15 protein-coding genes and 1 pseudogene are annotated in these 26,132 nt (G+C 71.3%); 4 read left to right on the top strand and 12 right to left on the bottom strand.

What is annotated here, in order from left to right; genetic code table 11:
- Positions 1-37: 37 nt before the first annotated feature.
- Positions 38-1,876: a molecular chaperone HtpG gene (gene htpG, locus ACZ516_RS13310; RefSeq protein ID WP_469010116.1), complete on the top strand. Its 1,839-nt coding sequence runs from the start codon at positions 38-40 to the stop codon at positions 1,874-1,876.
- Between the two features lie 123 nt (positions 1,877-1,999).
- On the opposite strand, the gene recA is transcribed toward htpG, so the two are convergent.
- Together recA and ACZ516_RS13300 are read right to left on the bottom strand one after the other, a co-directional pair.
- Complete coding sequence (recA, locus tag ACZ516_RS13305) at positions 2,000-3,076, bottom strand: recombinase RecA (RefSeq protein WP_469010115.1); 1,077 nt, start codon at positions 3,074-3,076, stop codon at positions 2,000-2,002.
- A 204-nt stretch (positions 3,077-3,280) separates the two neighbouring features.
- Positions 3,281-4,558: an erythromycin esterase family protein gene (locus tag ACZ516_RS13300; RefSeq protein ID WP_469010113.1), complete on the bottom strand. Its 1,278-nt coding sequence runs from the start codon at positions 4,556-4,558 to the stop codon at positions 3,281-3,283.
- Positions 4,559-4,909: 351 nt separating this feature from the next.
- On the opposite strand from ACZ516_RS13300, the gene ACZ516_RS13295 reads away from it, so the two are divergent.
- The gene (locus ACZ516_RS13295; protein ID WP_469010112.1) at positions 4,910-6,133 is read left to right on the top strand and encodes an MFS transporter; all 1,224 of its coding nucleotides are present in this window, start codon (positions 4,910-4,912) and stop codon (positions 6,131-6,133) included.
- Positions 6,134-6,184: 51 nt separating this feature from the next.
- Here the strand turns inward: ACZ516_RS13295 and ACZ516_RS13290 are convergent, their stop codons facing one another.
- The 10 genes and pseudogenes from ACZ516_RS13290 to ACZ516_RS13245 form a co-directional block, all read right to left on the bottom strand.
- A complete protein-coding gene (locus tag ACZ516_RS13290; RefSeq protein WP_469010111.1) occupies positions 6,185-7,159 on the bottom strand; it encodes an aldo/keto reductase in 975 nt (324 codons plus the stop codon).
- A gap of 84 nt (positions 7,160-7,243) precedes the next feature.
- Positions 7,244-13,465, bottom strand: a pseudogene (locus ACZ516_RS13285) (amino acid adenylation domain-containing protein); the annotation flags it as partial.
- A gap of 188 nt (positions 13,466-13,653) precedes the next feature.
- Complete coding sequence (locus ACZ516_RS13280; protein ID WP_361081959.1) at positions 13,654-14,637, bottom strand: amidohydrolase family protein; 984 nt, start codon at positions 14,635-14,637, stop codon at positions 13,654-13,656.
- Entirely contained in the window at positions 14,634-14,882 is a 249-nt protein-coding gene (locus ACZ516_RS13275) for a phosphopantetheine-binding protein (RefSeq protein ID WP_358582101.1), read from the bottom strand. Before ACZ516_RS13275 ends, ACZ516_RS13280 begins: the two co-directional genes overlap by 4 nt.
- Complete coding sequence (locus ACZ516_RS13270; RefSeq protein WP_361081961.1) at positions 14,879-15,952, bottom strand: amidohydrolase family protein; 1,074 nt, start codon at positions 15,950-15,952, stop codon at positions 14,879-14,881. The genes ACZ516_RS13275 and ACZ516_RS13270 overlap by 4 nt, the downstream gene beginning before the upstream one ends.
- The gene (locus ACZ516_RS13265) at positions 15,949-17,463 is read right to left on the bottom strand and encodes an AMP-binding protein (RefSeq protein WP_361082262.1); all 1,515 of its coding nucleotides are present in this window, start codon (positions 17,461-17,463) and stop codon (positions 15,949-15,951) included. The genes ACZ516_RS13270 and ACZ516_RS13265 overlap by 4 nt, the downstream gene beginning before the upstream one ends.
- A gap of 89 nt (positions 17,464-17,552) precedes the next feature.
- Positions 17,553-19,262, bottom strand: a complete 1,710-nt coding sequence (locus ACZ516_RS13260) for an aspartate aminotransferase family protein (protein WP_469010109.1) — start codon at positions 19,260-19,262, stop codon at positions 17,553-17,555.
- Complete coding sequence (locus ACZ516_RS13255) at positions 19,234-19,899, bottom strand: GNAT family N-acetyltransferase (RefSeq protein WP_469010108.1); 666 nt, start codon at positions 19,897-19,899, stop codon at positions 19,234-19,236. The genes ACZ516_RS13260 and ACZ516_RS13255 overlap by 29 nt, the downstream gene beginning before the upstream one ends.
- Positions 19,900-19,919: 20 nt before the next feature.
- Entirely contained in the window at positions 19,920-20,876 is a 957-nt protein-coding gene (locus ACZ516_RS13250; protein ID WP_469010106.1) for a fatty acid desaturase family protein, read from the bottom strand.
- Positions 20,877-21,055: 179 nt separating this feature from the next.
- Positions 21,056-22,444 carry a condensation domain-containing protein gene (locus ACZ516_RS13245; protein ID WP_469010105.1) on the bottom strand — a complete coding sequence of 463 codons (1,389 nt, stop codon included), beginning with the start codon at positions 22,442-22,444 and terminating at the stop codon, positions 21,056-21,058.
- A 786-nt stretch (positions 22,445-23,230) separates the two neighbouring features.
- Here ACZ516_RS13245 and ACZ516_RS13240 point away from each other — a divergent pair.
- Positions 23,231-25,189: a RiPP maturation radical SAM C-methyltransferase gene (locus ACZ516_RS13240; protein ID WP_469010104.1), complete on the top strand. Its 1,959-nt coding sequence runs from the start codon at positions 23,231-23,233 to the stop codon at positions 25,187-25,189.
- Positions 25,186-26,130, top strand: coding sequence for a TauD/TfdA family dioxygenase (locus tag ACZ516_RS13235; RefSeq protein WP_469010102.1), 945 nt, complete (start codon positions 25,186-25,188; stop codon positions 26,128-26,130). The genes ACZ516_RS13240 and ACZ516_RS13235 overlap by 4 nt, the downstream gene beginning before the upstream one ends.
- Positions 26,131-26,132 lie beyond the last annotated feature (2 nt).

Here is a 26,132-nt window from a genome sequence, read left to right as displayed (position 1 = left end):
TGTTCGGCAGAGCCACCAACCGACCAGAAGGGAAGTCATGAGTACCGAGACGCTGGAGTTTCAGGCCGAGGCGCGGCAGTTGTTGGAACTGATGGTCCACTCGATCTACTCGAACAAGGACATCTTCCTGCGCGAACTCATCTCCAACGCCTCTGACGCCCTGGACAAGCGGCGCCTGGCCGGCCTGAAGGACGACAGCCTCAAGGCGGACGACCCGCACATCGAGATCGAGGCCGACAAGGAGGCCCGCACGCTGACCGTGCGGGACAACGGCATCGGCATGACGCGCGACGAGGTCGTGGGACTGATCGGCACCATCGCCAGGTCCGGCACGGCGGAGACGCTCCGCCGGCTCCGGGAGAACAAGGAGAACAAGCAGTCGGCCGAGCTGATCGGCCAGTTCGGCGTCGGTTTCTACTCCGTGTTCATGGTCGCCGACAAGGTCACCCTGCTCACCCGCAAGGCCGGTGAACAGACGGGCGTGCGCTGGGAGTCGGACGGCGACGGCACGTACACGATCGAGACCGTCGAGGACGCCCCCGAGGGCACCTCGGTCCGCGTGCACCTGCGCCCCGCCGACGAGGAGGACGCGCTCTACGACTACACCGACGAGGCGAAGATCCGGGAGATCGTCAAGCGGTACTCGGACTTCATCTCCTTCCCCGTCCGGATGGGGGAGAGCACCCTCAATTCGATGAAGGCGCTCTGGGCCCGCCCGCGCTCCGAGGTGAGCGAGGACGAGTACCGGGAGTTCTACCGGCACATCAGCCATGACTGGACGGACCCGCTCGACATCATCCAGATGCGGGCCGAGGGCACCTTCGAGTACGAGGCCCTGCTGTTCCTGCCGTCGCGGGCCCCGCACGACCTCTACCAGCGGGACGCCCGCCACGGCCTCCAGCTGTACGTCAAGCGCGTGTTCATCCTGGACGACAGCCGCGAACTCCTGCCCGATCACCTGCGCTTCGTCAAGGGCGTCGTGGACGCCGCCGACCTGTCGCTGAACATCTCCCGCGAGATCCTCCAGCAGGACCGGCACATCCAGCTCATCCGCCGCCGCCTGGCCAAGAAGATCCTGGCGTCCATCAAGGACCTGCTGGGCAAGGACGCCGACAAGTACCGCACCTTCTGGCGCGAGTTCGGGCCCGCCGTCAAGGAGGGACTCCTGGACCGGGCGGAGGACCACAAGGCGATCCTCGACATCGCCTCCTTCGCCTCCACCGCCGGCGAGGAGCCCACCACCCTGGCCGACTACCTCGCCCGGATGCCCGAGGGCCAGGACAAGATCTACTTCATGACCGGCGAGAGCCGCGCCCAGGTCGAGAACTCCCCGCACATGGAGGCGTTCCGGGCCAAGGGGTACGAGGTCCTGCTGCTCACCGACCGGGTGGACGAGATCTGGGTCGAGGCCGTCCACGACTACGAGGGCAAGGAGTTCCAGTCCATCACCCGCGGCGAGGTGGACCTGCCCTCCGAGGAGGAGCCGTCGCCGGAGGAGGCGGGGCAGTACGAGTCCGTGCTGGCCTGGCTCAACGAGACGCTCGACGACGTCAAGCAGGTGCGCCTGACGACCCGGCTCACCAGCTCACCGGCGTGCCTGGTCAGCGACACCGACGGCCTCACGCCGGCCCTGGAGAAGATGTACAAGGCGATGGGGCAGGACCTTCCGTCCGTCAAGCGCATCCTTGAGCTGAACCCGAAGCACCCGCTGGTCAGCGCGGTCAAGGCAGCACATGACAAGCGGCCCGACGACCCGGAGCTGAAGGGGACGGCCGAGCTGCTGTACGGCACCGCGCTGCTCGCCGAGGGCGGTGACTTGGCCGACCCGGCCCGTTTCGCGGCCCTGCTGGCCGACCGCCTCAGCAAGACGGTCTGAGCGGGGTGAGCCGCGACGCCTGAGGCCGGCGGCCCGGCGCGTCAGGACGCCGATCGCCGCGAGCACGGACGTGCCCGCGGCGATCGGCCGGCCTTGCCCCCGGCCGGACCGTGGCCCCGCCTGTCAGGCGGCTCTTCCCGCCGAAACCCGCGCGACATCAGGGACCGGGACGGCGCCCGGGTCCTCGGGGGCCGCGGCCGTCGCCGGTGACCCGATCCCGAGCTTCCCGAGGAGCTTCTTCTCGATCTCGTCGGCGAGGTCGGGGTTGTCCTTCAGGAAGGTGCGGGCGTTCTCCTTGCCCTGGCCGAGCTGGTCGCCCTCGTACGTGTACCAGGCGCCGGCCTTGCGGACGAAGCCGTGCTCCACGCCCATGTCGATCAGACCGCCCTCGCGGCTGATGCCCTGGCCGTAGAGGATGTCGAACTCGGCCTGCTTGAAGGGCGGCGCGACCTTGTTCTTGACGACCTTGACGCGGGTGCGGTTGCCGATCGCGTCCGTGCCGTCCTTCAGCGTCTCGATGCGGCGGATGTCCAGACGCACGGAGGCGTAGAACTTCAGCGCCCGGCCGCCGGTCGTGGTCTCCGGGGAGCCGAACATCACGCCGATCTTCTCGCGGAGCTGGTTGATGAAGATCGCCGTCGTCCTCGTCTGGCTGAGCGCGCCGGCGATCTTCCGGAGCGCCTGGCTCATCAGACGGGCCTGCAGGCCCATGTGGGAATCGCCCATCTCGCCCTCGATCTCCGCGCGCGGCACCAGGGCCGCGACGGAGTCGATCACGATCAGCTCGATCGCGCCGGAACGGATCAGGACGTCGACGATCTCCAGCGCCTGTTCACCGTTGTCCGGCTGGGCCAGGATGAGGTTGTCGGTGTCGACGCCGAGCTTTTTGGCGTACTCCGGGTCCAGAGCGTGCTCGGCGTCGATGAAGGCCACCGTGCCGCCGGCCTTCTGCGCGTTCGCCACCGCGTGCAGTGTGAGGGTCGTCTTGCCGGAGGACTCCGGTCCGTACACCTCCACCACACGGCCCCGGGGCAGACCGCCCACACCGAGCGCCACGTCCAGCGCGGTCGATCCGGTGGGGATGACCTCGATGGCCTCGTGGGGCCGCTCGCCGAGGCGCATCACCGCGCCCCTGCCGAATTTCCGCTCGATCTGCGCGAGCGCGGTGTCCAGCGCCTTTTCGTGATCGGTTCCTGCCATGAGCTGTCACCCGGTCCGATGGTGTGGCGCGCCGCACGTCGGAGGACGTGAGCGTCTGCTGCCGACAACGGACGTCTCGAAGATCCCAGAAAGCGAACATCCGATCGATTTACGTGTCCAGTGAAAGGTACCAAACCCAGGCGGAGCGGGACGGGACGCGGCCGTCGACGGGGCGCCGCCGAGGACGTTTCGGCGGCGCCGGGCTCATGGCTTCTCCAGGGTGGTGGGGGACGAGGTGGGGGCGCTGAGGATGCCATCGAACGCGTCGATGACCGGGGTGCGCTGGTAGACGCTCTGCATCCGGATGTGGTCGGGGCCGGTCAGTTCCGCTGCCCGGGCGGGACGGAGATCGGCGACGGAGAGTCCGAGGCCGGTGTCGGCGAAGGCCGCTTCGATGCTTCCGGGCACGGCCGGCTCCAGCGGGGTGTCGTGGATGCTGAACCCGAAGGAAGCCTCTTCGTCGCGGCGCATCTCGGCCGTTCGCCCCGTGACGCTGGTCAGGCCGAGGGCGAAGTAGCTGTCCCCGAGGGCGTCGTGCAGGTGCTGCCCCATGGGGAAACCCGTGAGGTGGCCGTCGAAGACGATCGGGGTCTTCTGGATGTGGGCGTTGTGGGCCACCAGGACGACGCGGGCCGCGCGGGGGGGCCGGTCCAGGTGCCACAGGAGTGATTCGGCCATGTAAGAGTCACGGGCGGAGGTGTCGGCGGTGAGACCCTCTCCGGCGAAGAGGGCGGCCATGGCACGGAATGTGTAGTCGCCGTGGCAGGCGGCTTCCAGGCATCGCAGGGCGGTGTCGTAGCCGTGCTGGTCTCCACGGGAGAGGTACAGCGGTCTCAGGGCACGGAACCGGACGTGCAGCCGTGCGAGGAGTGCGGTGAGGGTGTCCTGCTCGGCGGTGGTCAGGCGCGCCCACGCGGGTGCTGCCGCGGCTGCGGAGTCACCGGCGAAGGAGGAGGCGATCGTGATCGCGCCCTGCACCGCGGGCAGGCTCTCCGGGTCGATCCGGCGGAGGTAGTCGGCCACGGGGTCCAGGGCGGGGAGCAACGACCCGCCGGCGGCCGGGATGTCGATCCCCGCGAAGCGGACCGGTGTCGCGGCGGAGCGGTTGTGCCGGCGGAGGAAGCGCAGGGGCTCCGGGAGCCCGATGGGGACCGACGATGCCAGCAGCGCGGAGAGGGCGTCGTCGGCTCCGTGACCTTGGACCCAGGCGTCGAGGCGGATGGCTTCGCTGAATCCGTACTCGAAGGCCAGGACGGTGAAGCCGCAGCGTTCGACGAGGAAGCGCAGGATGCGCCCGCGCAGCGCGGCGAACTCGTCGATGAAGTGGGAGTGCTCGCCCAGGGCGACCACGCGGACACCGTCGAGGACTGCCCGCAGCGGTTCCAGGTCGTCCAGGGGTGCGGCCGGGTCGAGGTGGCTGAGCGGGATGGCATGGCGGTGGAGCCAGTCGGTGAAGGGAGTTCGGTCGGTCGCAGTGGGCATGCTGGTGGCTCTTCCCGGAGAGGGGGTGGTCGGGACTGTCGGCGTACGGGTGGGTTGCCGCCGACGATGCCGTGGTCGGGGACCGCCTCGGCGCCGTCGGCCGTACCCCCCCGCATGTCGATACGGCGCGGCACGTGCCGTATCGACAGCATGCCCGAATCGGGGGAACGCCGTGCCCTGGTCGGCGAGGCCCAGACCCCCCCCCGGCGTCGCCGCCGCGCTCAAGGGGCGCTTCAACCCCTCAGCACGGCTTCTCGGCCAAAGTGGCCTCAAGCAGTTCACCGCGCACGGGAGTTGTGCGTATGTTCAGGCGGAGTGTGATCGACAAGCGGGCGAGCGGGAAGAGGCTGCATGGCAACGGCACCGGCGGCGCGTCGGCACAGGCTGGCCGTGCTCGCGGCCCTGATGCTGGCCGCGTTCACCTTCAACACCACGGAGAACCTGCCGATCGGGCTGCTCAAGCTCATCTCGGACGACGTGCAGGTGTCCCTCTCGGCCGTGGGCTACCTGGTCACCGCCTATGGACTGACCGTCGCCCTGGTCTCCCTGCCCCTCGCGCACGTCACCCGCTCCATGCCGCGCCGCCATGTGCTCACCGTGCTGCTGGCCGCGCTCGTCCTGTCCAGCCTGGTCTCGGCCCTGGGCTCCAGCTACTGGCTGCTGATGGCCGCCCGGCTGGTGACCGCGCTCGCCCAGGCGCTGTTCTGGGCGGTGATGGGGCCGGTGGCGGTCGGCCTGTTCGCCCCGGCGGTGCGGGGGCGGGTGATCGGGGTGCTGTCGGTGGCCGGTTCGCTGGCCCTGGTGCTGGGCGTCCCGCTCGGCACCTGGCTGGGCCAGCAGAGCGCCTGGCAGGTCCCGCTGGTCGTGCTGGCCGGGCTGGGGCTCGTCTCGCTCGTCACGATTGCCGTTCTCCTCCCGACGTCCCGTCCGGAGGAGGGCCACGCCGCCTACGGTTCGGCCCCCGACAAGCGGCGGTTCAAACTCGTGCTCGCGACCACCGCCCTCTCCGTCACGGGCGCCTTCGCCGGCTACACGTACCTCGTGAAGTTCCTGGGTGACGTGAGCGACTTCTCCGACACCTCCGTCAGCGCCCTGCTCATGGTCTCCGGTATCTCGGGCGTGGTCGGTGTGACGGTCGCGGGGCCGCTCCTGGACCGGTACCCGCGCGGCACGCTGGCCCTGCCGGTGGTCACCCAGGCGACCGGCATGCTGGGCCTGTACGCGGTCGGCGGCGCCCAGGCCGGAGCCGTCGCGTCCCTGGTGCTGCTGGGCGGCTCACTGGGCCCGGTGTTCATGGCCACGCAGAACCAGATGCTGCGCTTCGCGCCCGGCCGTACCGAGATCGCCCTGGCGGCCAACTCCGGTGCCTACAACCTCGGGATCGCGGGCGGGGCACTGCTCGGCGGGCTCGTCCTGCCCGCCTGGGGCGTGCGGGCCACGTTCCTGGTGGGCGGGCTGCTGACCGTCGCCTCGTTCGCGCTCCTGCTCGCCGAGCGGATGCTGCCGCCCGCGCAGGAGGGCCGTCCGACCGAATCCGGCCGGACGGTGGACAGCAGCCCCGCCGAGCACCGCTGACAGCGCGGGGCGGCGCCCCGCGTCGGGCCCACGCCCCCGCCACGGGCACACTCACCAGGCGTACGCCTCAGGGGCGGGTCCGCCGGGCCCGGGGAAAAGCGCGTCGAGTTCCTTGAGCTGGCTCTTCTCCAGGGAGATCTTCAGTGCCGCGAGGCCCTGGTCGAGCTGCTCGGCCACGCGCGGGCCAAGGATCGGCGCGGTGACGCCCGGCTGGTGCAACAGCCAGGCCAGGGCCACTTGGGCGGGTGGCAGCCCTTGGTCGGCGCACCACTTCTCGTACGCCGAGATCCGCTCGTGGTGCTGCTTGAGCCGCTTGCCCGACGCGGGCTCCGCCGCGCGACCACCGCCGGCGCCGCGGCGGACCGCCCCGCCCAGCAGACCGCCCTGCAGCGGGCTGTACGGGAGCAGGCCGATGCCGTACCCGCGGCAGGCGGGCAGCACTTCCAGCTCGACGGTGCGTTCCAGGAGGTTGTAGACGGACTGCTCGCTGACCGGGCCGGGCGTGTGGTGCTGCCGGGCGTGCTCCTGGGCCCTGGTCAGGTGCCAGCCGGCGAAGTTGGAGGTGCCGATGTAGGTGACCTTGCCCTGGGTCCTCAGCAGGTCCAGTGCCTGCCAGGTCTCCTCCCACGGTGTGGTCCGGTCGACGTGGTGCACCTGGAACAGGTCGATGTGGTCGGTCCGGAGCCGGCGCAGCGAGTCCTCGCACGCCTTCCTGACGTGGAAGGCGGACAGCCGGCCGGAGTTGGGCCTGCGGCCCATCATCCCGTAGACCTTGGTGGCCAGCACGATCCGGTCGCGGCGGGCGGGGTCCTCGGCGAGCCAGTTGCCGATGATCTGCTCCGTGATCCCCTCGCCCAGTCGCGCGCCGTAGGTGTTGGCGGTGTCGAAGAGGTTCACGCCCTTGTCGAGCGCCAGGTTCATGATGGCGTGCGCCTCGGGCTCCGGGGTGTGGGTACCGAAGTTCATGGTGCCGAGGCCCAGGCGCCCGACGACCAGCCCCGAGCGTCCCAAGTTGGCGTGCTTCATGTTGCGGGTGCCTCCACGTCGTGACGGAAGCCCGGGGACCGGGCGGATCGGGTGTGTTCTCGGTGTGTATGCGTGTATGTGCGTCTATGCCTCTGTGCGCAGGCGCGTGGCGAGCGCGGCCACGGTGGACGCTTCGAAGAGCGTCCGGACGCGGATGCCCGCGTCGAGGTCCGCCCGGATGCGCGCGATCAGCCGGGTGGCGAGCAGGGAGTGTCCGCCGAGGTCGAAGAAGCTGTCGTCGATGCTGACCCGGGACACCCCGAGCACCTGCTCGAACAGGTCGCACAGGGCCTTCTCGTCCGGCGTGCGCGGGGCCCGCCCCGCCCCGGTTCCCGCGGTGTCCGGCGCGGGCAGGGCACGGCGGTCGAGTTTGCCGTTCGCGTTCAGGGGGAGCCGGTCCAGCTCCACGAACGCGGCGGGGAGCATGTACGCGGGCAGGGTCCGTTCCAGGTGCGCGCGCAGTTCCGCCGGCGAGGGCGCGTCCCGCGTGCCGCGGCCGGGCACGTAGTACGCGACCAGCGTCTTGTCGCCCGGCCGGTCCTCCCGTACGACCACGGCCGCGTGGCCGACGCCGGGATGGCCGGTCAGCGCCGCCGCCACCTCGTCCGGTTCGACGCGGAAGCCACGGATCTTGACCTGGTCGTCCGTCCGCCCGATGAACTCCAGGCAGCCGTCCCGGTGCCGACGTACCAGATCACCGGTGCGGTACATCCGCTCGCCCGGGCCGCCGAAGGGATCGGCGACGAAGCGCTCCGCGGTCAGCACGGGGCGGCCGAGGTAGCCACGCGCCAGCCCGGCGCCCGCGATGTACAGCTCACCCACCACCCCGGGCGGGACGGGCTTGAGGTGCCCGTTCAGCACATGGAGGCGGGTGTTGTCGAGGGGGCGGCCGATGGGCGGAGCGCGGTGGCCGCAGTCCTCGCCCAGCCAGGCCGTGGCGTAGACGGTCGTCTCCGTCGGCCCGTAGACATTGGCGATCCGGGCCCCGGGAACGGCGGCCCGCACCTCCGCCACGACATGGGCGGGCAGCGCCTCGCCGCCCAGGACGACCGTCTCCGCCCGGAGGTCGACGTCGTGTTGGCCGAGGAGATGGGACACGGCCGAGGGCACACCGCTGAGCAGACTGCCCGTCCAGCGTCCCGCCGGGCGCTCCGCCACCGCGAGCACGTCGCGGACGACCTCGACGGTGCCGCCGCACAGCAGGGGGCACAGGATCTCGAAGACGGAGACGTCGAAGGTCAGCGAAGTGGCGGCCAGGACGTGGGAGAGCCCCTGGCGCCCGAAGGTGCGCCGGGCCCAGAGCGCGAGGTTCACGGCGGCGGAGTGCGGGACCGCCACGCCCTTGGGGCGGCCGGTCGTCCCGGACGTGTAGAGCACGTACGCGGTGTTGCCGGGGAGCGGCGCTCGCAGCGGCCTGTCGTGGGGGAGAGGGCCGTCGGTGAGGGCGTCGTCGGCACGCAGCACCGGAACGCCGCCGGGAAGCAGTGCCGAGGTCTCGTCGGTGGCGACCGCGCAGACGGGGGCCGCGTCGGCCATGACCAGGGCGATGCGCCCGGCCGGGTGGCGCGGGTCCAGGGGAAGGTATCCGGCGCCGGTCTTCAGGACGGCCAGTACGGCCACCACCATGTCCGCCGACCGGGGCAGGGCCAGGGCCACCAGCCGGTCGGGCCCCGCTCCGGCCGCGCTCAGCCGCCTGGCGAGCCGGTCGGCACGGGCGTCGAGCCGGGCGTAGGTGAGACGGTCGCCGCCGCAGATCACGGCCGTCGCCTCCGGGGTGCGGGCCACCTGGTCCCGGAAGAGGGCGGGCAGGGTGGTGGCGGGCCTGGGACGGTCGGTCCGGGCGTGTTCCGCCAGCAGCCTGCGGTGCTCCTCGGGGGTCAGCACGTCCAGGGCCTCGACGGGCGTGTCCGGGGCGCTCACCGCCCGGGTCAGCAGGAGGGTCAGCCGGGTGAGCAGGCCGAGGGCGGTCTCCCGGTCGAACAGGTCGGTGCTGTATTCGAGGAAGCCGGTCAACCCGTCCGGCGCGCCGTCCGCCGTCCGCCGCTCGGTGACGTTGAGCAGCAGGTCGAAGCGGGCCGCCCCCGGGTGCAGGAGTTCGCTGTCGATCTCCAGCCCGGGGGTGGTCCAGCGGGGTTCGGGGGCGTTCTGCAGCGCCAGGGAGACCTGGAAGAGCGGATGGCGGCCGATGGCACGGGCCGGGTTGAGGTCCTCGACGAGGTACTCGAAGGGCACGTCCTGGTGCGCGTAGGCGCCCAGCGCGGTGTCGCGGGTGCGGTGGAGCAGCTCCCGGAAGCTCGGGGAGCCGGAGGTGTCCGTGCGCAGCACGAGGGTGTTGACGAAGAATCCGACGGACCGGTCCAGGGCCTGGTCGGTGCGCCCGGCGACGGGGGAGCCGATGGGGATGTCGTGTCCCGCGCCCAGCCGGGTCAGCAGGGCGGCCAGGGCGGCCTGCAGCGCCATGAAGAGGCTGGTGCCGCTGCGGTGGGCCTGCTCGGCCAGCGCACGGTGCAGTTCCGCGCCCCAGGCGAGGGACACCGTCGCGCCCCGGTACGTGGGGTCCGCGGGGCGCGGGCGGTCCGTGGGGAGGTCCAGCTCCGCGGGCAGCGCGCTCAGCTCCCGCCGCCAGTAGGCGAGTTGGCGCGCCAGCCGGCCGGCCGGGTCACCGGGGTCGCCGAGCAGGTCGCGCTGCCACAGCGTGTAGTCGGCGTACTGCACGGGCGGCCCGGAACAACCGTCGGACCGGATGCCGGCCGCATGGGCGTCCTCGGTCCGCACGCCGGCGGCGCGCGCCTCGTAGGCCGCCATCAGATCCTCGGCCAAGGGCGCGAAGGACCAGCCGTCGCAGGCGATGTGGTGGATCACGAGCAGCAGCGCGTGCCGGCCCCGGCCGAGGGTGAAGAGGTGGGCGCGCAGCGGAATGTCACCCGCGAGGTCGAAGGGCCGCTCGATCGCCTCGTCGAGGGCGGCGGTCAGCGCGTCGTCGGTGACGCGCCGCACGGGCAGGGCCGCGCGGATGTCCGCCGGGTCGAGGATCCGCTGGCAGGGCTCCTCGTCCTGGTCGGGGAAGACCGTGCGCAGGACTTCGTGGCGGGCGAGCAGGTCCTGGAGGGCCGCGTGGAGCGCGCCGGTGTCCAGTTCGCCGGTCAGCCGGACCAGCCAGGGCACGTGGTAGGCGCGGCTGGGTCCTTCCAGGTGGTGCAGGAACCACAGGCGGCGCTGGGCGAAGGACAGCGGCAGCGTGCCGGGCCGGTCGGCCGGCCGCAGCGCGGGACGGGTGTCGGTGTCGAACCCGCGGTCCTGGATCCGGTCGGCCAGCTGGGCGACGGTGGGGCTGTCGAAGAGGGCGCGGACGGGCAGTTCGGTGCCCCGCGCGGCCCGTACCCGGGCCGCGAGGCGGGTGGCCAGCAGGGAGTGGCCGCCGAGCGCGAAGAAGTCGTCGTCGATGCCGATGTCCGCGACGCCGAGGATCTCGCCGAACAGGTCGCACAGCTCGCGTTCCAGCTCCGTGCGCGCGGGACGGCCGGAGCCGGCCTCGACGGCGGGGGCGGGCAGCGCCGCCCGGTCGAGCTTGCCGTTGACCGTCAGGGGCAGCCGCTCCAGGAGCACGATCGCCGCCGGCACCATGTAGTCGGGCAGCTTGTCGCGCAGGTACGCGCGCAGCTCGGCGGTCAGCCGTGTGCCGTGGCGGGCCGCCGCCGGGCGGGTGGCGTAGGCGGCCGGAGCACCCGGCTCCGCGGTGGGCTCGTACGCCTGCAACGTGCTGTCGGCGCGGGAGAAGAGGACGTCGACGGCGTCCACGTCCGTCGGCGACGGCGCGACCGCCACCCGGTAGCCGAGCCGCGCACCGAGTGCGTACAGCTCGTCGGGCTCGATTCCGTGCGGTGCGGCCGACAGGAGGTCCAGCGCCTCGGCCGGGGTCGCTCCCTCGTCCAGGGCCCGGACGGCGGCGGCCTCCCGGGTCGTCCGCCGGTTGGGGATCGCGGACATCCGCAACTGCGCGGGACGGTGCTCGCCCAGGTACGCGGTGAGGGTGGCGAGGGGGTCCTCCACGCCGGTCCAGAGCAACCGGTGGGGCGCCTCGTGCGGGTCGGGTGCGTGCGGTGCCGTCGTCTTGTGCAGCACGGCGTCATAGCGGAAGCGGGTCATCTCGTTGTGGTGGCGGCCGCGGCGCACCTGGATGTCGACCGCGCCGACCGACGGCTGGCGCCGGGCGAAGGCGTGGAAGTAGTCGGGCGCCAGGAGCAGTTCCTCCTCCAGCGCCAGGGCCCGTTCCACGGCCCGGCGCAGCCCGGCCGCGTCGCCGCCCGCGGCAAAGCGGCGCAGTTCCACGGCGGTGGTGAAGCAGCGCAGGGAGCGCGCGTCGCGGACGTCGCCGACGAACAGGGCCCCGCCCGGCGCGAGCAGCGCAAGGGCCCGCGTCAGTACGGCGTGGAGGTAGCCGGGGTCCGGGAAGTACTGCAGGACGGAGTTGAGGACGACGACGTCGAAGTGGCCGGCGGGCAGCTCGCCGATGGTGTCGGCCGCCCGGCAGCTCAGCCGGACCCGCGGGGCCAGCGCGGGCCGGGCCGCCACCTCGCGGCGCAGCAGGTCCACGGCCTGCCGGGAGACGTCCGTGCCCCAGTACTCCTGGCAGTCGGGAGCCAGTCGCGACAGGAGCAGGCCGGTGCCGACGCCTATCTCCAGGACGCGGCCGGGGCGCAGGGCGCGGATGCGGCGGACGGTCTCCTCGCGCCATTCCCGCATGTGCGGGACGGGCAGGGGCGCGCCGTCGAGGTAGCTGTCGTGCCAGCCGGAGAAGTCCTCGCCGAAGGCGGGGGCGGGGGTGTCGGCGCGGGGCGTGCGCGCGTACTGGGAGTCGAACACCTTCGCCCAGTCACCGACCTGCTCGGCGGCGGTGTCGTCGGCCGCCTCGCCGGCCCCGGGGGCGGTGACGGCGTAGGCGGTCAGGCGTGGGTCGCCGGGGCGGTCCTCGCGGACGACGACGGCCGCCTGGCTCACGGCGGGGTGGGTGGTGAGGACCGACTCGATCTCACCCGGCTCGATGCGGAAGCCGCGGATCTTGACCTGCTGGTCCGCGCGGCCGAGGAACTCCAGCGCGCCCTCGGCGTTCCGGCGCGCCAGGTCGCCGCTGCGGTACATGCGGCTGCCCGGCGGCCCGAACGGGTCGGCGACGAAGCGTCCCGCGGTGAGCCCCGGCCGGTTCAGATAGCAGCGGGCGAGGCCCGGCCCGGAGATGTACAGCTCGCCGGTGACCCCGGCCGGCACGGGGCGCAGGGCCTCGTCGAGGACGTGGGCCGACAGGTCCGCGAGCGGAGCGCCGATCCGGCCGGCGGGCCGGCCGAGGGTGTCCTCCCGGGTGAGCGCCGTGTAGGTGACGTGGACGGTCGTCTCGGTGATCCCGTACATGTTGACCAGGACCGGCGCGTCGTCGGTGTGGCGCTCGTACCAGGGGCCCAGCTTCGCGAAGTCGAGCGGCTCGCCGGCGAAGACGACCGCGCGCAGGGCGAGCCGGTCGCCTTGCGCGGGCCGGTCCCGGTCGGCCTGGATCAGGGGGTAGAAGGCAGACGGGGTCTGGCTGAGGATCGTGACGCGTTCCTCGGCGAGCAGGGTGAGGAAGCGCTCGGGCGTGCGGCTGACGTCGTACGGGACGACGACCAGCCGTCCGCCGTGCAGGAGGGCGCCCCACATCTCCCAGACCGACACGTCGAAGGCGTAGGAGTGGAAGAGGCTCCACACGTCCTGTTCGGTGAAGTGGAAGTGGGGCGCGCTGTGGGTGAAGAGGCGGACCACGTTCCGGTGGGTGACCACGACACCCTTGGGCCGGCCGGTGGACCCCGAGGTGTAGATGACGTACGCGGCCGTGTCTGGGTCCAAGGGCGCGGTGCGGTCGGCGTCCGTCGGGGGCCTCGGGTCCTGTTCCGCCAGCTCCGCGGTGGTTTCCGGGGCGGACAGCACCAGCCGGGGCGTCTCGGTGCGCAGGTCTAGGGGGTCCTGGCTGAGCAGGAGCAGCGGGAGGGCGTCCGCCAGGACGCCCTCCAGCCGTTCCGCGGGGTGGTGCAGGTCCAGCGGGAGGTAGGCGGCGCCGGACTTGAGGACCGCGAGAACGGCCACGACGAGGTCGATCGAGCGCGGCAGGGCCAGGGCGACGAGCTGTTCGGGTCCCGCGCCGCGCCGGATCAGGACGCGCGCCAGCCGGTTGGCGCGCGCGTCGAGCGCGGCGTAGTCGAGACGGTCGCCGCCGTGGCTGACGGCCGTGCGCCGGGGATGGCGCAGCGCCCGGGCCTCGAAGAGATCTGTCAGGGCCGTGCCGCCGGCCGCGGGCCGGTGGCACGCCGGTGCGCTTTCCGATCCGGTGAATGCCATTGCTCAGTACCTCACTTGTTCGGCCGGCGGATCCCGCCGCAGGGCTGTTCCGGGTCTTGGGTCCGGGGCTGTGGACCGGGTACGGCGGCCGGTGCGGTCCGGAGCGCGCGGCGGGCGGGGCCGTCGGGTCGTCAGCCGGTGACGCCGCCGGCCCCGTTGCGCGGTGCGGCCGCCGGGTGCCCGGCGGGGCGGCTGCCGGGCGCGAGGACGCGCAGCAGGTTCTCGGACAGGAGGAGTCGTCGGTCGGTGCGGGAGACCCCGGAGAAGACGGTCGGCCCGTGCAGGATCTCGTCGGTCAGGCGCTTCAGCCCGCCGCCCATGCGACCGAGCGGCCAGTCCGTACCGAAGATGATCTTGTGGTTGATGCCCGCCCGGAAGAGCCGGTTGAGATGCTCCGGCCAGTCCGGGAGGTTCGGGGAACTGGCGAACCCGCCGATGTCCAGGTACACGTTGGGCCGGTACGCCGCGAGGTAGCCGCCGGTGTCCACATGGGTCAGCCCCGCGTGCCCCAACACGAAGTCGACCCGGGGGAAGTCGCGGGCCGCCGCGTCGATTCTGATGGGGTCGGCGGGCTCGTAGTCCAGGCTCGCCGCCGTGGGCCCGGTGTGCACGAACACGGGCAGCGACAGGGCCGCGCAGATCTCGTAGTACGGATAGAGACCCGGGTCGGAGGGCGAGTAACCGCAGGGCGGATACAGCTTCACCCCGTCCAGGGCGTACTCGTCCACCATCCGCGCGAAGGCCCGCACCCCCTCGGGGCCGCGCCGCGGATCGACCCCGATGTAGACCCAGAAGCGATCCGGGTGGCGCAGCCGGATCTCGTGGTGGAGCCGGGCCGCCTCGGCGGGCGGCACGGTTCCGGGCATGCGCAGGCTGAAGTCCGGTACGAGCAGCACCGCCCGGTCGATCCCGGCGGCGTCCATCTCGGCGACGAGGCCGTCGGCCAGGTGGTCCTGATGCTGGTCGGCGTAGCCGCGGGCGATGCGGGCGACCGAGGGGGCCGGGCCCCTCGCGGCGAGCTTGCTGCGGACGTTGCCCGCGACGTCCTCGACGAACGCCCGGGGGATGAAGCGCGTGGACGCCACATGGCAGTGGCCGTCGTAGACGGTGGTCATCCGACGCAGTGCCGGACGATGCCCCGGATGGTGACGCCGTCGCTGTGGTCGAAGGTGGCGAAGTCGAAGGTCGTGTCGGTCTGCTCCTCCAGGTGGGCGATCAGACCGACCACCGCCATGGAGTCGAGCAGACCGGTGTGGCTGAGGTTGGTGTCCGCGTCGACGACGGTCTGCGTCTCCCCGGCGTTCCACTCCTCCACCCATGTGATCAGCGACTTCTCCAGTTCCGCGCTGTCTGGCTTCATGTCTGGCCACTCCTGTGCGTCGTCGCGCCGTCGTCGGGTCGTGGTGGTGTGCGGTGCGGCTCTCCGGACGTGCTTCCCGCGGGCTTCCTGCGGCCGGTCAGGCGCAGGCTGTTGCCGCCCATCAGCAGCCGCCGTTCGGCCTCCCGCAGTCCGGCGACGGCGGGGGAGCCCGGGGCGAACGCGCCGACCAGGCCGCTGAGCGACTCGGAAAGGCGGTACGAGGGCCAGCAGGTACCGAAGAGGATCTTGTGGCAGATGCCCGTGCGGAACAGCCGGTTCAGGTGCGCCTGCCAGCCGTCCGCGGCCAGGACCGAGTGGAACTGGCTGATGTCCAGGTGCACGTTGGGCCGGTGGGCGCACAGATAGGTCGCCTCGTCGACGTGGGTGACCCCGCCGTGCCCCAGGATGAAGTCGACCTGGGGGAAGTCGCGGGCCGCCCGGTCCACCAGGAGGGGACTGCCGTACGAGAAGTCCAGGGGCCCCCAGCCCGGACCCGTGTGGGTGAGGACCGGCAGGCCGTGGTGTGCGCAGATCTCGAAGTACGGATCCAGCCGCGGATCACTGGGCGAGTAGCCGCACAGCGGATACAGCTTCAGCCCGGCGAAGCCGTACTCCGTGACGCACCGTTCGAAGAGATCGACGCCGTCCTGCCCCGCTCGCGGGTCCACGCCCCAGAAGACGTGGAAGCGGCCCGGGTGGCGGCGGGCGACCCGGTCGTGCCAGGCCGCCAGTTCGGGGCGGGACAGGCGGCACCGCGCCACCTCGGAGAAGTCCGGGACGACCAGGAACGCCTGGTCGACGTCCGCCTCGTCCATCTCGGCGACCAGCTTGTCGGCCTCGTCGTCCTGGTGGAGGGCGAGTATGTGCTCCAGGGTGCGCGAGGGCCGCGTCCGATGGCCGTACGAGGTGAGCCGGTGGTGGACGTTGGCGGCCTGGTACTCCAAGAAGGCGCGCGGGATGGCCAGTTCGCTGCCGAGCTGCACCTGCGCGTCGACGACGAGGAGTCGGCCCGAGCCGCCGGCCCGCGGACCGGCGCCGACGGCCGCCACGGGCCCGCCCGGCTCGTTCACCGGCCCCCCTCGTCCACTGCCGGGTCCGCCGCCGGCGCGGCGGAGACCGTGGCGGCGAAGTGTTCCGCCGCACGCGCCCTGCTCAGCTTGAGGTTGCCGGTCATGAAGGCGGGGTCGGACCGCAGCGGCCGCTCGGAGAAGATCATCGACATCACGCGCTGGTGGGGCGGGAGCGAGCCGTTGACCTCCTCGACCCGCTTGCGGAGCTGTACGCGCAGGTCGGCGTCCGCGGGGTCGGCCGGGGTGATGATCGCGCCGAGCCTGGCCGACTGCGAGGTCGGCACCACGATGATCTCGCTGAGGCCCTCGACGGCGGCGAACGCGCCCTCGATCTCGGCGGGGTGCACCTTGCGCCCGCTGCCGAGCACGATGACGTCCTTCTTGCGGCCGATCAGGGTGAGGTACCCGTCCTCGTCCAGCCGCCCGTAGTCACCGGTCAGGATGGAGCCGTCGGGGCGGAAGCAGTCCTCGGGCGCGCCGTCCTCGGTCTCGAAGTAGCCCTGGCTCAGCGGCGCCGGACGCTTGATGACCACCTCGCCGTCCTCCAGGAAGATCACCGCTTCCGGGTCGATCAGCTTGCCGACGGAGCCGAGGCGGTAGGCGTCCTGGGTGTTCCAGGCGACCATGCCGGTCTCCGTCAGCCCGTACGCCTCCAGGAGGCACACCCCCTGCTTCCAGTACCCTTCGAGGGTTTCGCGCCGGATCGGCGCCATTCCCGTGATCAGGAAGCGGATGCGCCCGCCGAGGAAGTCGCCCAGGCCGGTGCCCGCGCCGCTCGACGCGCTGAGCTGCAGCGCGGTGTCGTAGAAGACGGGCGGGCCGATCAGGAAGGTCGGCTGCTCCTTGCGCAGGGCCTGGAAGACGCGCTGGTAGGGGGCGAGCACCAGGTCCGCCCCGAGCCACAGGCAGCAGTAGACCGACAACCGCTGCTGGTAGTTGGAGAGCGGCAGGAAGATCAGGTGCCGGTCGGCGGCGGTCATCCGGTAGCTGTCGATGAAGCGGTTGATGACGTACTCGGTGCCGCTCGCCGTGATGCGAAGTCCCTTGAGCCGGCCCGATGTGCCCGAGGAGTAGACCAGGCTGTGCACGTCCGCGTGGTCGTACACCTCGGCGCTCGGCGGCACCACGCTCTCCCCGGGGACGCCGTCCGGCCGGATCACGGTGGGTGCCGTGAGCGGTACGGAGTCGTCCGCGATGAGCAGGGCCAGGCGGTGCCGGGCGGTGAACTCCGCGGGGTCGGTCACCTCCGTGGAGTCCGGGAACGCCTTGAGCAGGGCGCCGGTGGCCAGTGCCGCGAGGTCCCAGGCCAGCCAGTCGATGCTGTTGCCCGCCTTGATCCCGATGAGGTGGCCCCGGCGTACGCCCGCGGCGGTCAACTGCCCGGCGCGCTCGGCCGCCAGGGCGTGCAGATCGCTCTGCGTCATCTCCCGGCGGGTGCCGGAGACGTCGATCTCCACCACGCGGGCGTCCTCGTGGCCTCCGTACCGGTCGGTGAGGCCGTTCAGGGTCATGCTCACTTCGGGTTCGCCTTTCGTTGCCGCTGTTGCCTTCTCGTCGTGCGGGGCGTCGGCGGGGCGGCCCGCACGGGGCCGCGCGCGGGTCACACGGTCTCCCGCACGGGACCGAGCGCGGACCGCAGCGCCGCGACGCACTCGGTCAGCGCCCGGCCGGCCAGGAAGCCGATGCGGCCGCCGAGCAGTTCCTCGTACGAGCCGCTGTCGGTGTCCCAGGTGACGCGCAGGTGCAGGACGCTGCCGCCGTCGGTGGCGGGCGTGACCCTCGCCTCACGGCAGAGGGTGCGCCACAGCCAGCCGGCCTCGGCGCTCAGCCGGACCCCCTGGGCGGTGGTCTCCGCGCGGTCGGCCCAGACCACGGTGTCCGCCCCGAGCCGTCCGGCGAACTCCGCCTCGTGCCCCGTCGACCCCGCGCCGGTGGCGGCGAAGGGATCCAGGATGCGGGGCCGGGCGTGCAGGAGCTCCAGCACCTCGTGGGCCGGGTGCGGCAGCGACACGGTGCGGGTGAGCGGGGACAGTTCGGTGCCGGAGCCGTCGGCACGCCCCTCGTCGACCGCGCGCAGATGCGCGTCGGCCTCCGCGAGCAGGGTGTCGAGGACCGTCAGGCAGTGATCGAGCTCGTCAAGGCCGATGACCATGGGGGGCTGGACCCGCAGCACCTTCGCGTTGTACAGCGAGTACGTGGACGTGATGCCCTCTTCCAGCAGTCGCCCGAGGACGAGACCGGCCAGGGCCTGGTCGTGGAATTCCAGGCCGTGCATCATGCCCACCCCGCGGTGTGCGGCGAGCACGCCGGGATGCCGCTCGGCGGCAGCGGCCAGCCGGTGTCCGATCGTCAGCGCCCTCTCCCGCACCCCGTCGAGGAAGAGGGGGTCCGAGGCGATGGCGACGCTCTCCAGGCCGACCCGGCACGACAGCGGGTTGCCGCCCAGACTCGATCCGAACGTCGAGGGCAGTTCCCGCAGGACCTTCCACACCTCCTCGGTGCCCAGCACCGCCGAGACGGGCAGCACACCGCCACCGAACGCCTTGCCCACGCACACCAGGTCGGGGACGATGCCGGACTGCTCGTAGGCGAAGAAGGTCCCGCACCGTCCGAAGGCCGTCTGCATCTCGTCCAGGACGAGGAGGGCCCCCGCCTCGGTGCACAGCCTGCGCACCTCCTGCAGGTAGCCGGGCGGCGGCACGATCACCCCGGCCTCCGCCTGCACGGGTTCGAGCAGGACCGCGCCGACCGAGTCGTCGAGCGCGGCGGCCAGCTCGGCCGTGTCACCGAAGTCCACCTGCCGGAAGTGCTCCATGAACGGGGCCAGGTGCGCGCGGTGTTCGGGGCGGTTGGAGGCGCTGAGGGTGGCGAAGGTCTTGCCGTGGAAGCAGCCGCGGGCACTGATGACACCGGGGCGGCCGGTCGCGGCCCGGGCCAGTTTCAGCGCGTTGTCGATCGTCTCCCCGCCGCCGTTGGCCAGGTACGAGTACGGCAGCCGCTGCCCGGTGAGCTGCGCGAGCCGCTCGGAGAGCCGTATCTGCACGTCCTCGAACATGATTTTGGTGCTGTTGAGCACCCCGGTGTCGAGCTGCTCCCGCACGGCCGCGACGATCCGCGGATGGGAGTAGCCGAAGGACTGGTTGCCGTACTGGTCGAACATCGCGAGGAACGACCGTCCCTCGTCGTCGCTGACGCGGCTCCCCTCGCCCCGGTCCTGGACCTTGCAGCCCATGACGAACGCCATCTTGGCGTAGGTGGGGTGGTTGTGCGCCGCCTTCAGTTCAGCCAGCCGCTGGCGTCGAGTGCGCATACACGGCCCCCTTCGGATCGGCGGGCGCGTAGCTGTCGTAGTCGCCGAAGAAGTACTGCAGCACGCGGTTGCCGCGCTGTACGTCGTCGCGCGCGGCCTGCGCGGCGGCGGCCACGTCCAGGGCCGCCACCAGGCTGAGCGGCGCGCCCTGGAAGCGTTCGTCCGTGTACGGCTCGCCGAGCGCCACGAAGCCGATGTCCCGGTAGAAGCTGCGCAGGCCGCCCGTGTCGTCGACGAAGAAGTCACCGATGATGTGCGTCGCCTCGTGCGTGCGGACGGCGTGGACCAGCGCCTGGCGCATGAGCGCCATGCCGATCTCCCGGTGCCGGAGCTCCGGCAGGGTCATCAGGTGGCCGAACTCCACCAGCCGGTTTCCCGGCCGCAGCGAGGCCAGGTCGACGGTGTCGTCGCAGGGCAGCCCCGAGGGTGTGTCCGGGACGACCTTGACGGTGCCCACCGGCGCGCCGTCGAGGTAGCCGACGATGTATTCGGCCGTCCCGTCGAAGCGGTCGAAGGTGGCCGCCGTGTCGGCCGTGTCGGCGAGCCGGCCCTGGTCCTGCACGTAAACGGCGTCACGCAGCAGGATCACATCGGCTCGTTCGGCCTCTGTCCGGGCTATTCGATAAGTGACGTCCACGACCCTCACCCCTTTTGAGATCACTTGCGGAGCAGCTTCACGAAGAAGTCGAGATATCCGGTGTGGAAGTACCGGATGCGGTCCCGGACCTCGGTGTGGAGAGCGGGCAGCCGCTCGATCGGAAGATTCGGCATCAAATGGTGTTCGACGTGGTAGTTGTTGCCGTTCGTGAACCACATGGCGAGCTGATTGGAACGTATGGTCCGGGTATTGGCGAAGGGATCCCGATTGAGGGTCTCGCACTGGTAGTGCTCGGGCAGTTCGATCACCGCGTGCACCGGAGCGGCGACGAGCAGGAGCGGCAGCAGCCACACCCAGAGGATCACGGCCTGGCCCGTCCACCAGGTCAGTGCGCCCAAGGCGGCGACGCCGGCCGCCGCGAGGAAGTGGTCCCGTCGGATCCTGCGGGACACCACGGCGTTCTCGCCGGGAATGTCCCTGCCCAGGAGCGAGCGGCCGAGATTCACGACGAAGAACACGTAGTGGTGGGCCATGGAGAAGCGAACGACCTGGTCGAGAGCGACGGCGAGTCGCGAGCGGTCCCCCCGCGCGCCGTACTGGTCGCCGTAGTCGAAGAACTCGCGGTTCATCGGGGTGCCCAGATCGCGGTGGTGGCGCATGTGGGTGGCCCGGTAGGCGGCGAAGGAGATGAGCATGGGCAGGCCGAGGACGATGCCGCTGACGGTGTTCGCCCGGCGGCTGCGAAAGGCCAGGTTGTGCAGCGTCTCGTGCTGGAGCTCCGCGGCGTGCGCGAACATGGCACCGGTCAGGATGACGCCGAGGATCCGGCACCAGAGGATCGGTTGCAGCGCCAGCGCGATGCCCGCCCCGGTGAGGGCGGCGCACAGCGCCAGCTTGAGGGAGAACACCCAGCCCCGGGGCTCGGTGCGCAGGTGTTTCAGCGTTGCCTTGAGATCAGCGGCCTCCTGATGCCGGGACGAACGAGGGACTGCCGTCTCTCCTGCGGACGCGTCCATGCTCCTGCCTCCTTTCCGATCGCGACGCAAGGTGCGCGTGTGCCGAGGGCGCGTACGGGCGGGGTGTGTTCGCGGCACACCGCCCTCGGCTCGGCTCGGCCCGGTCCGGCCCGGTCCGGCCCGGTCCGGGGCCGGCCGCGGCCGGTTCGTGGTTCGGCTCTGCTCGGGTCGCCGCGTGGTCAGCCCGTCGCCGCACCGGGCCGTGTCGCACCGGGTCGTGTCGCATGGGGCCCTGTCGCACCGGCCCCGCTGGCGCCGGGCCGCTCGGGCGCGGGGCACAGGGCGTGGAGGGGCGTGTGCGGACCGGCCTTCTCGATCGCGTCGAACATCGAGAGCAGCCTCGCCAGATGCGCCTCGGTCTCGGCGGCGCTGTACAGGTCGGGGTGGGTGTCGAGGATGAGTTCCATGGTCCCGTCGGACGCGGTCTGGATCAGGTAGAGCGTCATGTCGACGGTGAGGGGGAGCGAAACCGTGTGCTGGATCGCCGGGACTCCCGCGAAGTCCAGCTTGTGGTCGAACAGCATGACGTTGACCATCGCGGCCCACAGCCGTCCGCTGCCGCCCTGTTCGGCGATCTCCCGCGACAACTCGGCCGTGGGATAGCGCGAGTGCGACAGGAGTTCGCGCACTTCCCGCGAGACGCGTCGCGCGTGCTCGGCCAGGGACGATCCGTCGTCGTGGGGGACCCGCAGCGGCAGGATGTTCGTCGTCATGCCGACGGCGTTGCGCACCCGCGGACTCAGCCGGCCGGCTGTCGGGAGCCCGAGGAGCACCTCGGGCAGCCGGATCGTGCTGCCCACGTACGCGGCCATCGTGCTGATGGCCAGATCGGACCAGGTCACGCCCAGGCTCTCCGCGACCTCTCCCAGGCGGGCGACCCGATCGGGCGTCAGCTCGTGGCGGAGCCGTCGGCCCGCGGTGACCTGGGCCCGGCGACGGGAGGGGCCGACGGGCTCCGGGGGGCCCGCCAGTTTGCCGTGCCAGTGCCCTCGATCCGCGAGGAATCGTCTGCCCTCCCGGTAGGCGGCCTCGCTCTCCCGTAGCCGCTCGAAGGGCTGCAGCATCCCCTTCTCGTGACTCCGCCCCTCTGCCAGGGCGCTGTAGACGGCTGCCACGCGGTTGAAGATCAGTGCGAGGCTCCAGCCGTCGACGACGGCGTGGTGGACCTTCCAGTACAGCAGGAAGCGGTCGTCCGCCGTCTTGAGGAGGGCGGCGGCGCACAACCTGACCGGGTCCACCGGACGGTGGAGGTCCTCTTCCATCCAGGCCGCGGCCGCCGCGGCCGGATCGCTCCGTGCGCTCAGGTCGACCCAGCGCAGGGGAGTCGGGTCCGGGTGCACGAACTGGCGGGGCTCACCGTCCACCGTGATGATTCCCAGGCGCAGCGCGTCGGCTTCGCGCTCGACCTGTAAATGTGCCGCGCGCAGGAGATCGGGGTCCACCGCGCCGCGGATCTCCAAGTAGTCACAGATGGAGAAGACGGGATTGGTGAGGTCGCCGATCTGTGCGTTCCAGGTTCTCGACTGTGCGGGGAGCAGCGGAAAGTGCTCCCCGTGAGGTGCGTGCACCGTGCGTCCCTTCTCTGGCGTGGGACAAACCGAAAGTATTCAGGAGGGGGCGAGGCGGAATTGGCTGGATGCACTTGTTTCGGCGGGATGGGCCGAAAATGACCTTCTTCGGTCGACCTCGGCGACGCTACACGCGCAACGAGAGGGCCTCAACCGTGAATGATCAACCTACGTTGTTATCAAGACAGGCTGAGATACGATCAAATTGGATCACTTTGTGTCAGGGGAAAGGGGAGATCCGCAGGTCACGGTAATGCCGTTGTCACATATGCCAGAGGTTGGTGTGGTCCAACGTGCCTCGTGTGACCGGCGGCCGGAACGTCCCGCCTCCGCAGGGGCGGCCGGCGGCCGGGAAGAGACGGCTGGTGGCGGCGGTGGGAGCGGAACCGCCGGCGCCCTCCGGGAGGGCGTCCCCACCAGCTGACCAGTTCCGCCAAGGCCGTCTTGACAGGGGTTCGACGACGCCGTGCGAGCGGGAGTGGGCTGTGGTCAGGGGGGACGAGAAAGCGGCAAGGCGTGCGGCGCGGGCCCGCGCCCGCCGGCGCACATATGTGGTGCGCTTGGCCGGATCATCCCCCCGCCCCCGACCACGTGGTCCCGCGTGCGGGCCGGCCGCCACGCGCGTGCACTCTTCGGCGAACACACGTCCGACCACGGTGAACGCCTCTGTGTGGCGGCAGACAGAGAACCCGGGTCCCGTCGGAACTCACCCCGCGTCCGCCGCAATCCCCGTTGGCCTGAACGTCTCTGCCGAGTCGAGCCACGGCGCGACTAGACTCGGAATGAATGATCACGGGGAGGCCGCAATTGTTGCATGTCGCTTTAGTGAACATGCCATTCGCCGACTGGAATCGTCCCTCATTCGCCCTGGGGCAGTTGTCCACTCTCGTTCAGCGGGAGTTCGAGGACCGGGCGCGAGCGCACGTGTGCTATCTCAACCAGGACATGGCCGAGTTCTTCGGGACACGTCTGTACGAAGACCTCTCCGTGAGCCACGACCACGTGGACACGGGAATCGGGGACTGGCTGTTCCGGCACATCGCCTTTCCCGGCGAGGCCGACACCGCCACCGAATACTTCCAGCGCTATTACCGGGGCGCCCGATGGGCGGACTTCCGTGAGCGGATCCTGTCGGCGCGGGACGGACTGCGGGAGTTCTGCGAGGAACTGATCGACCGCTACCGGCTCGATCAGGCCGACATCGTGGGGTTCAGTTCGATGTTCGCCCAGCATGTGCCGAGTATCGCCCTGGCGCGGCTGATCAAGGAGCGCAGCCCGCGGACGCTCGTCGTGCTGGGTGGGGCGAACTGCGAGGCGCCCATGGGCTCGGTGGTCGCCGAGCAGGTGCCGGCCGTCGACTTCGTCTTCTCCGGGCCCGCGCTGAACACCTTCGGCGAGTTCCTGCGGTGTGTCCTCGATCAGGACCTGGAGCGCGCCGACGCCGTTCCGGGAATCCTCTCCGAGCGGAACTGCCGAGACTCGCGCTACCGCAAGGCCATCGGTGCGGATCGCGATATAGACGACTTCTTCCTGCCCGACTACGACAGTTTCTTCGAGGCGCTGGAAGGCCATCCCGAGCTGCGGCGCTCGGGTACCAGCAAACCCATGCTGTTCTTCGAGACGTCCCGCGGCTGCTGGTGGGGGCAGCGTTCGCACTGCACCTTCTGCGGCCTCAACGGCCAAAGCATGGACTTCCGGGCCATGGCGCCGGACCTGGCGGTCCAGCAGTTCGAGTGGCTGTTCGGCTTCGCGCCCACCTACACCTCGCTCTTCTGCACGGACAATGTCATGCCACGCAATTACCCGCGTGACGTGTTCCCCCGGCTCGACCCGCCGCCGGGGGCCGAGATCTTCTACGAGGTCAAGCTCCCGCTGAGCCGGCAGGACCTGCGCGCCATGACGGACGCGGGCGTCACCGTCGTACAGCCCGGCATCGAGGCGCTGTCGTCCTCGACGCTCAAGCTCATGGGCAAGGGCACGACCGCGTTCCAGAACCTCCAATTCCTCAAGAACTGCGAGGAGTTCGGGATCAAGCCCGAGTGGAACCTGCTGATCGGTTTCCCCGGCGAGGGCCCGGAGGTCTACCGCAAGTACGCCGAGGAGCTGCGCGACTTCGTCCACCTGGTGCCGCCGCACGGCGTGTACATGGTGCGCTTCGACCGCTTCAGCCCCTACTTCAAGCGCAGCGACGAGTACGGGCTCGACCTGAAGCCGGTGGACTACTACTCCCTGACGTATCCCTTCGACGAGTCGGCGCTGGCCGACCTCGCGTACTTCTTCGCCGACCAGAACCTGGCGCCGTACATGCTCGACGCGGTCGAGTGGCACGACGAGCTGAGCGGACTGATCGCCCAGTGGCGCGCGGCCCGGTCCGGGGAGGACGGGGCGGCCCGCCGCGAGCTGCGGCTGGTCGCCGGTGACGACGGCCGGCTCACGGTCCGGGACTCCCGATCCGGAACTCTCCAGGAACGCCCGGTCGACGCGGCCACCGGTCGGCTGCTGCGCCGGCTGTCCTCACCGGCCAAGCCCGAGCAACTGGCCAAGGACTGGCCGGAGGGCCCCGACGACCTGCGGCGGCGCCTGGACGCGCTCACCGAACAGCGGTACCTCTTCACGGAGAACGGCCGGGTGATGAGCCTGGTGCTGACCGGAGCGGACGGAGAGACCGAGGAGCCGCCCCGGCAGGAGCCCGCCGCGGTCGGCGCCCGGCGGCTGCTGCCGTTGCTGTCGGAGGCACCACGATGACGGTCGGGGCCACCCCGATGCTCCCGCTGGTCGTCGAGGGGCACGGCGAACCGGCCGGGCCACGGCTGAGCGCCGGGCGCAGGGACCTGCGGGCCGCGCTCCGCGACCGCGGTGCGCTGCTGCTGCGCGGCTTCGACGTGGGCGGCCCCGACGGCTTCGCGGACATCGTCCGTGCGCTCTCCGGCGAGCCACTGCCCTACACCGAGCGCTCCTCCCCGCGCAGCGTGATCAAGGGGAACGTCTACACGTCCACCGACTACCCGCCCGGCGAAGAGATCTTCCTGCACAACGAGAACTCCTACCAGGCCAGTTGGCCGCTCACGCTGTACTTCCACTGCGTGCGCCCGCCGCTCACCCGGGGCGCCACCCCGCTGGCCGACACCCGCCGGGTGCTGGCGGCCGTCGACGGCGAGGTGCGCCGGGAGTTCGTCCGGCGCGGCTGGACGGTCGTACGCAACTACGGCGACCTGGTCGGCCTGCCGTGGCAGGAGGCGTTCGCCACCGCGGACCGCGCGGAGGTCGAGCGGTACTGCCGGGAGCGGGGCATCGAGGCGACGTGGCTGCCCGGCGGCGGCCTGCGCACCCGGGCGGTCCGCGAGGCCGTGCGCCGGCATCCGGCGACCGGGGAGCCGGTGTGGTTCAACCACGTGACGGTCTTCCACGTCACCACGCTGCCGGAGTCGGTCCGGCGCGGGCTGCTGGAGATGCTGGGCGAGGAGAACCTGCCCAGCCAGACGTACTACGGCGACGGCGAACCGATCCCGGACGACGTCATGGACCATCTCCGGGCCTGCTACCGGGCGGCGTCGACCCGCTTCGACTACCGTGCGGACGACGTCCTGGTGATCGACAACATGCTGGTCTCGCACGGCCGCGAGCCGTTCACGGGGCCCCGCCGGATCGCGGTCGCCATGGCGGAGCCGTACACCCCCGACCGCTAGCC

The organism is Streptomyces sp. NPDC034037, from assembly GCF_055575715.1.
The sequence above is the reverse complement of the archived record's forward strand: the minus strand, read 5'-3'. Positions and strand labels throughout refer to the sequence as shown.

Bases quoted from the DNA above. Each gene is read 5' to 3' on its own strand.
- ACZ516_RS13295 (WP_469010112.1), top strand. From the start codon at position 4,910: ATGGCAACGGCACCGGCGGCGCGTCGGCACAGGCTGGCCGTGCTCGCG.
- recA (WP_469010115.1), bottom strand. From the start codon at position 3,076: ATGGCAGGAACCGATCACGAAAAGGCGCTGGACACCGCGCTCGCGCAG.
- ACZ516_RS13250 (WP_469010106.1), bottom strand. From the start codon at position 20,876: ATGGACGCGTCCGCAGGAGAGACGGCAGTCCCTCGTTCGTCCCGGCAT.
- ACZ516_RS13265 (WP_361082262.1), bottom strand. From the start codon at position 17,463: ATGACCCTGAACGGCCTCACCGACCGGTACGGAGGCCACGAGGACGCC.
- htpG (WP_469010116.1), top strand. From the start codon at position 38: ATGAGTACCGAGACGCTGGAGTTTCAGGCCGAGGCGCGGCAGTTGTTG.
- ACZ516_RS13280 (WP_361081959.1), bottom strand. From the start codon at position 14,637: ATGACCACCGTCTACGACGGCCACTGCCATGTGGCGTCCACGCGCTTC.
- ACZ516_RS13235 (WP_469010102.1), top strand. From the start codon at position 25,186: ATGACGGTCGGGGCCACCCCGATGCTCCCGCTGGTCGTCGAGGGGCAC.
- ACZ516_RS13300 (WP_469010113.1), bottom strand. From the start codon at position 4,558: ATGCCCACTGCGACCGACCGAACTCCCTTCACCGACTGGCTCCACCGC.
- ACZ516_RS13240 (WP_469010104.1), top strand. From the start codon at position 23,231: ATGATCACGGGGAGGCCGCAATTGTTGCATGTCGCTTTAGTGAACATG.
- ACZ516_RS13260 (WP_469010109.1), bottom strand. From the start codon at position 19,262: ATGCGCACTCGACGCCAGCGGCTGGCTGAACTGAAGGCGGCGCACAAC.
- ACZ516_RS13290 (WP_469010111.1), bottom strand. From the start codon at position 7,159: ATGAAGCACGCCAACTTGGGACGCTCGGGGCTGGTCGTCGGGCGCCTG.
- ACZ516_RS13275 (WP_358582101.1), bottom strand. From the start codon at position 14,882: ATGAAGCCAGACAGCGCGGAACTGGAGAAGTCGCTGATCACATGGGTG.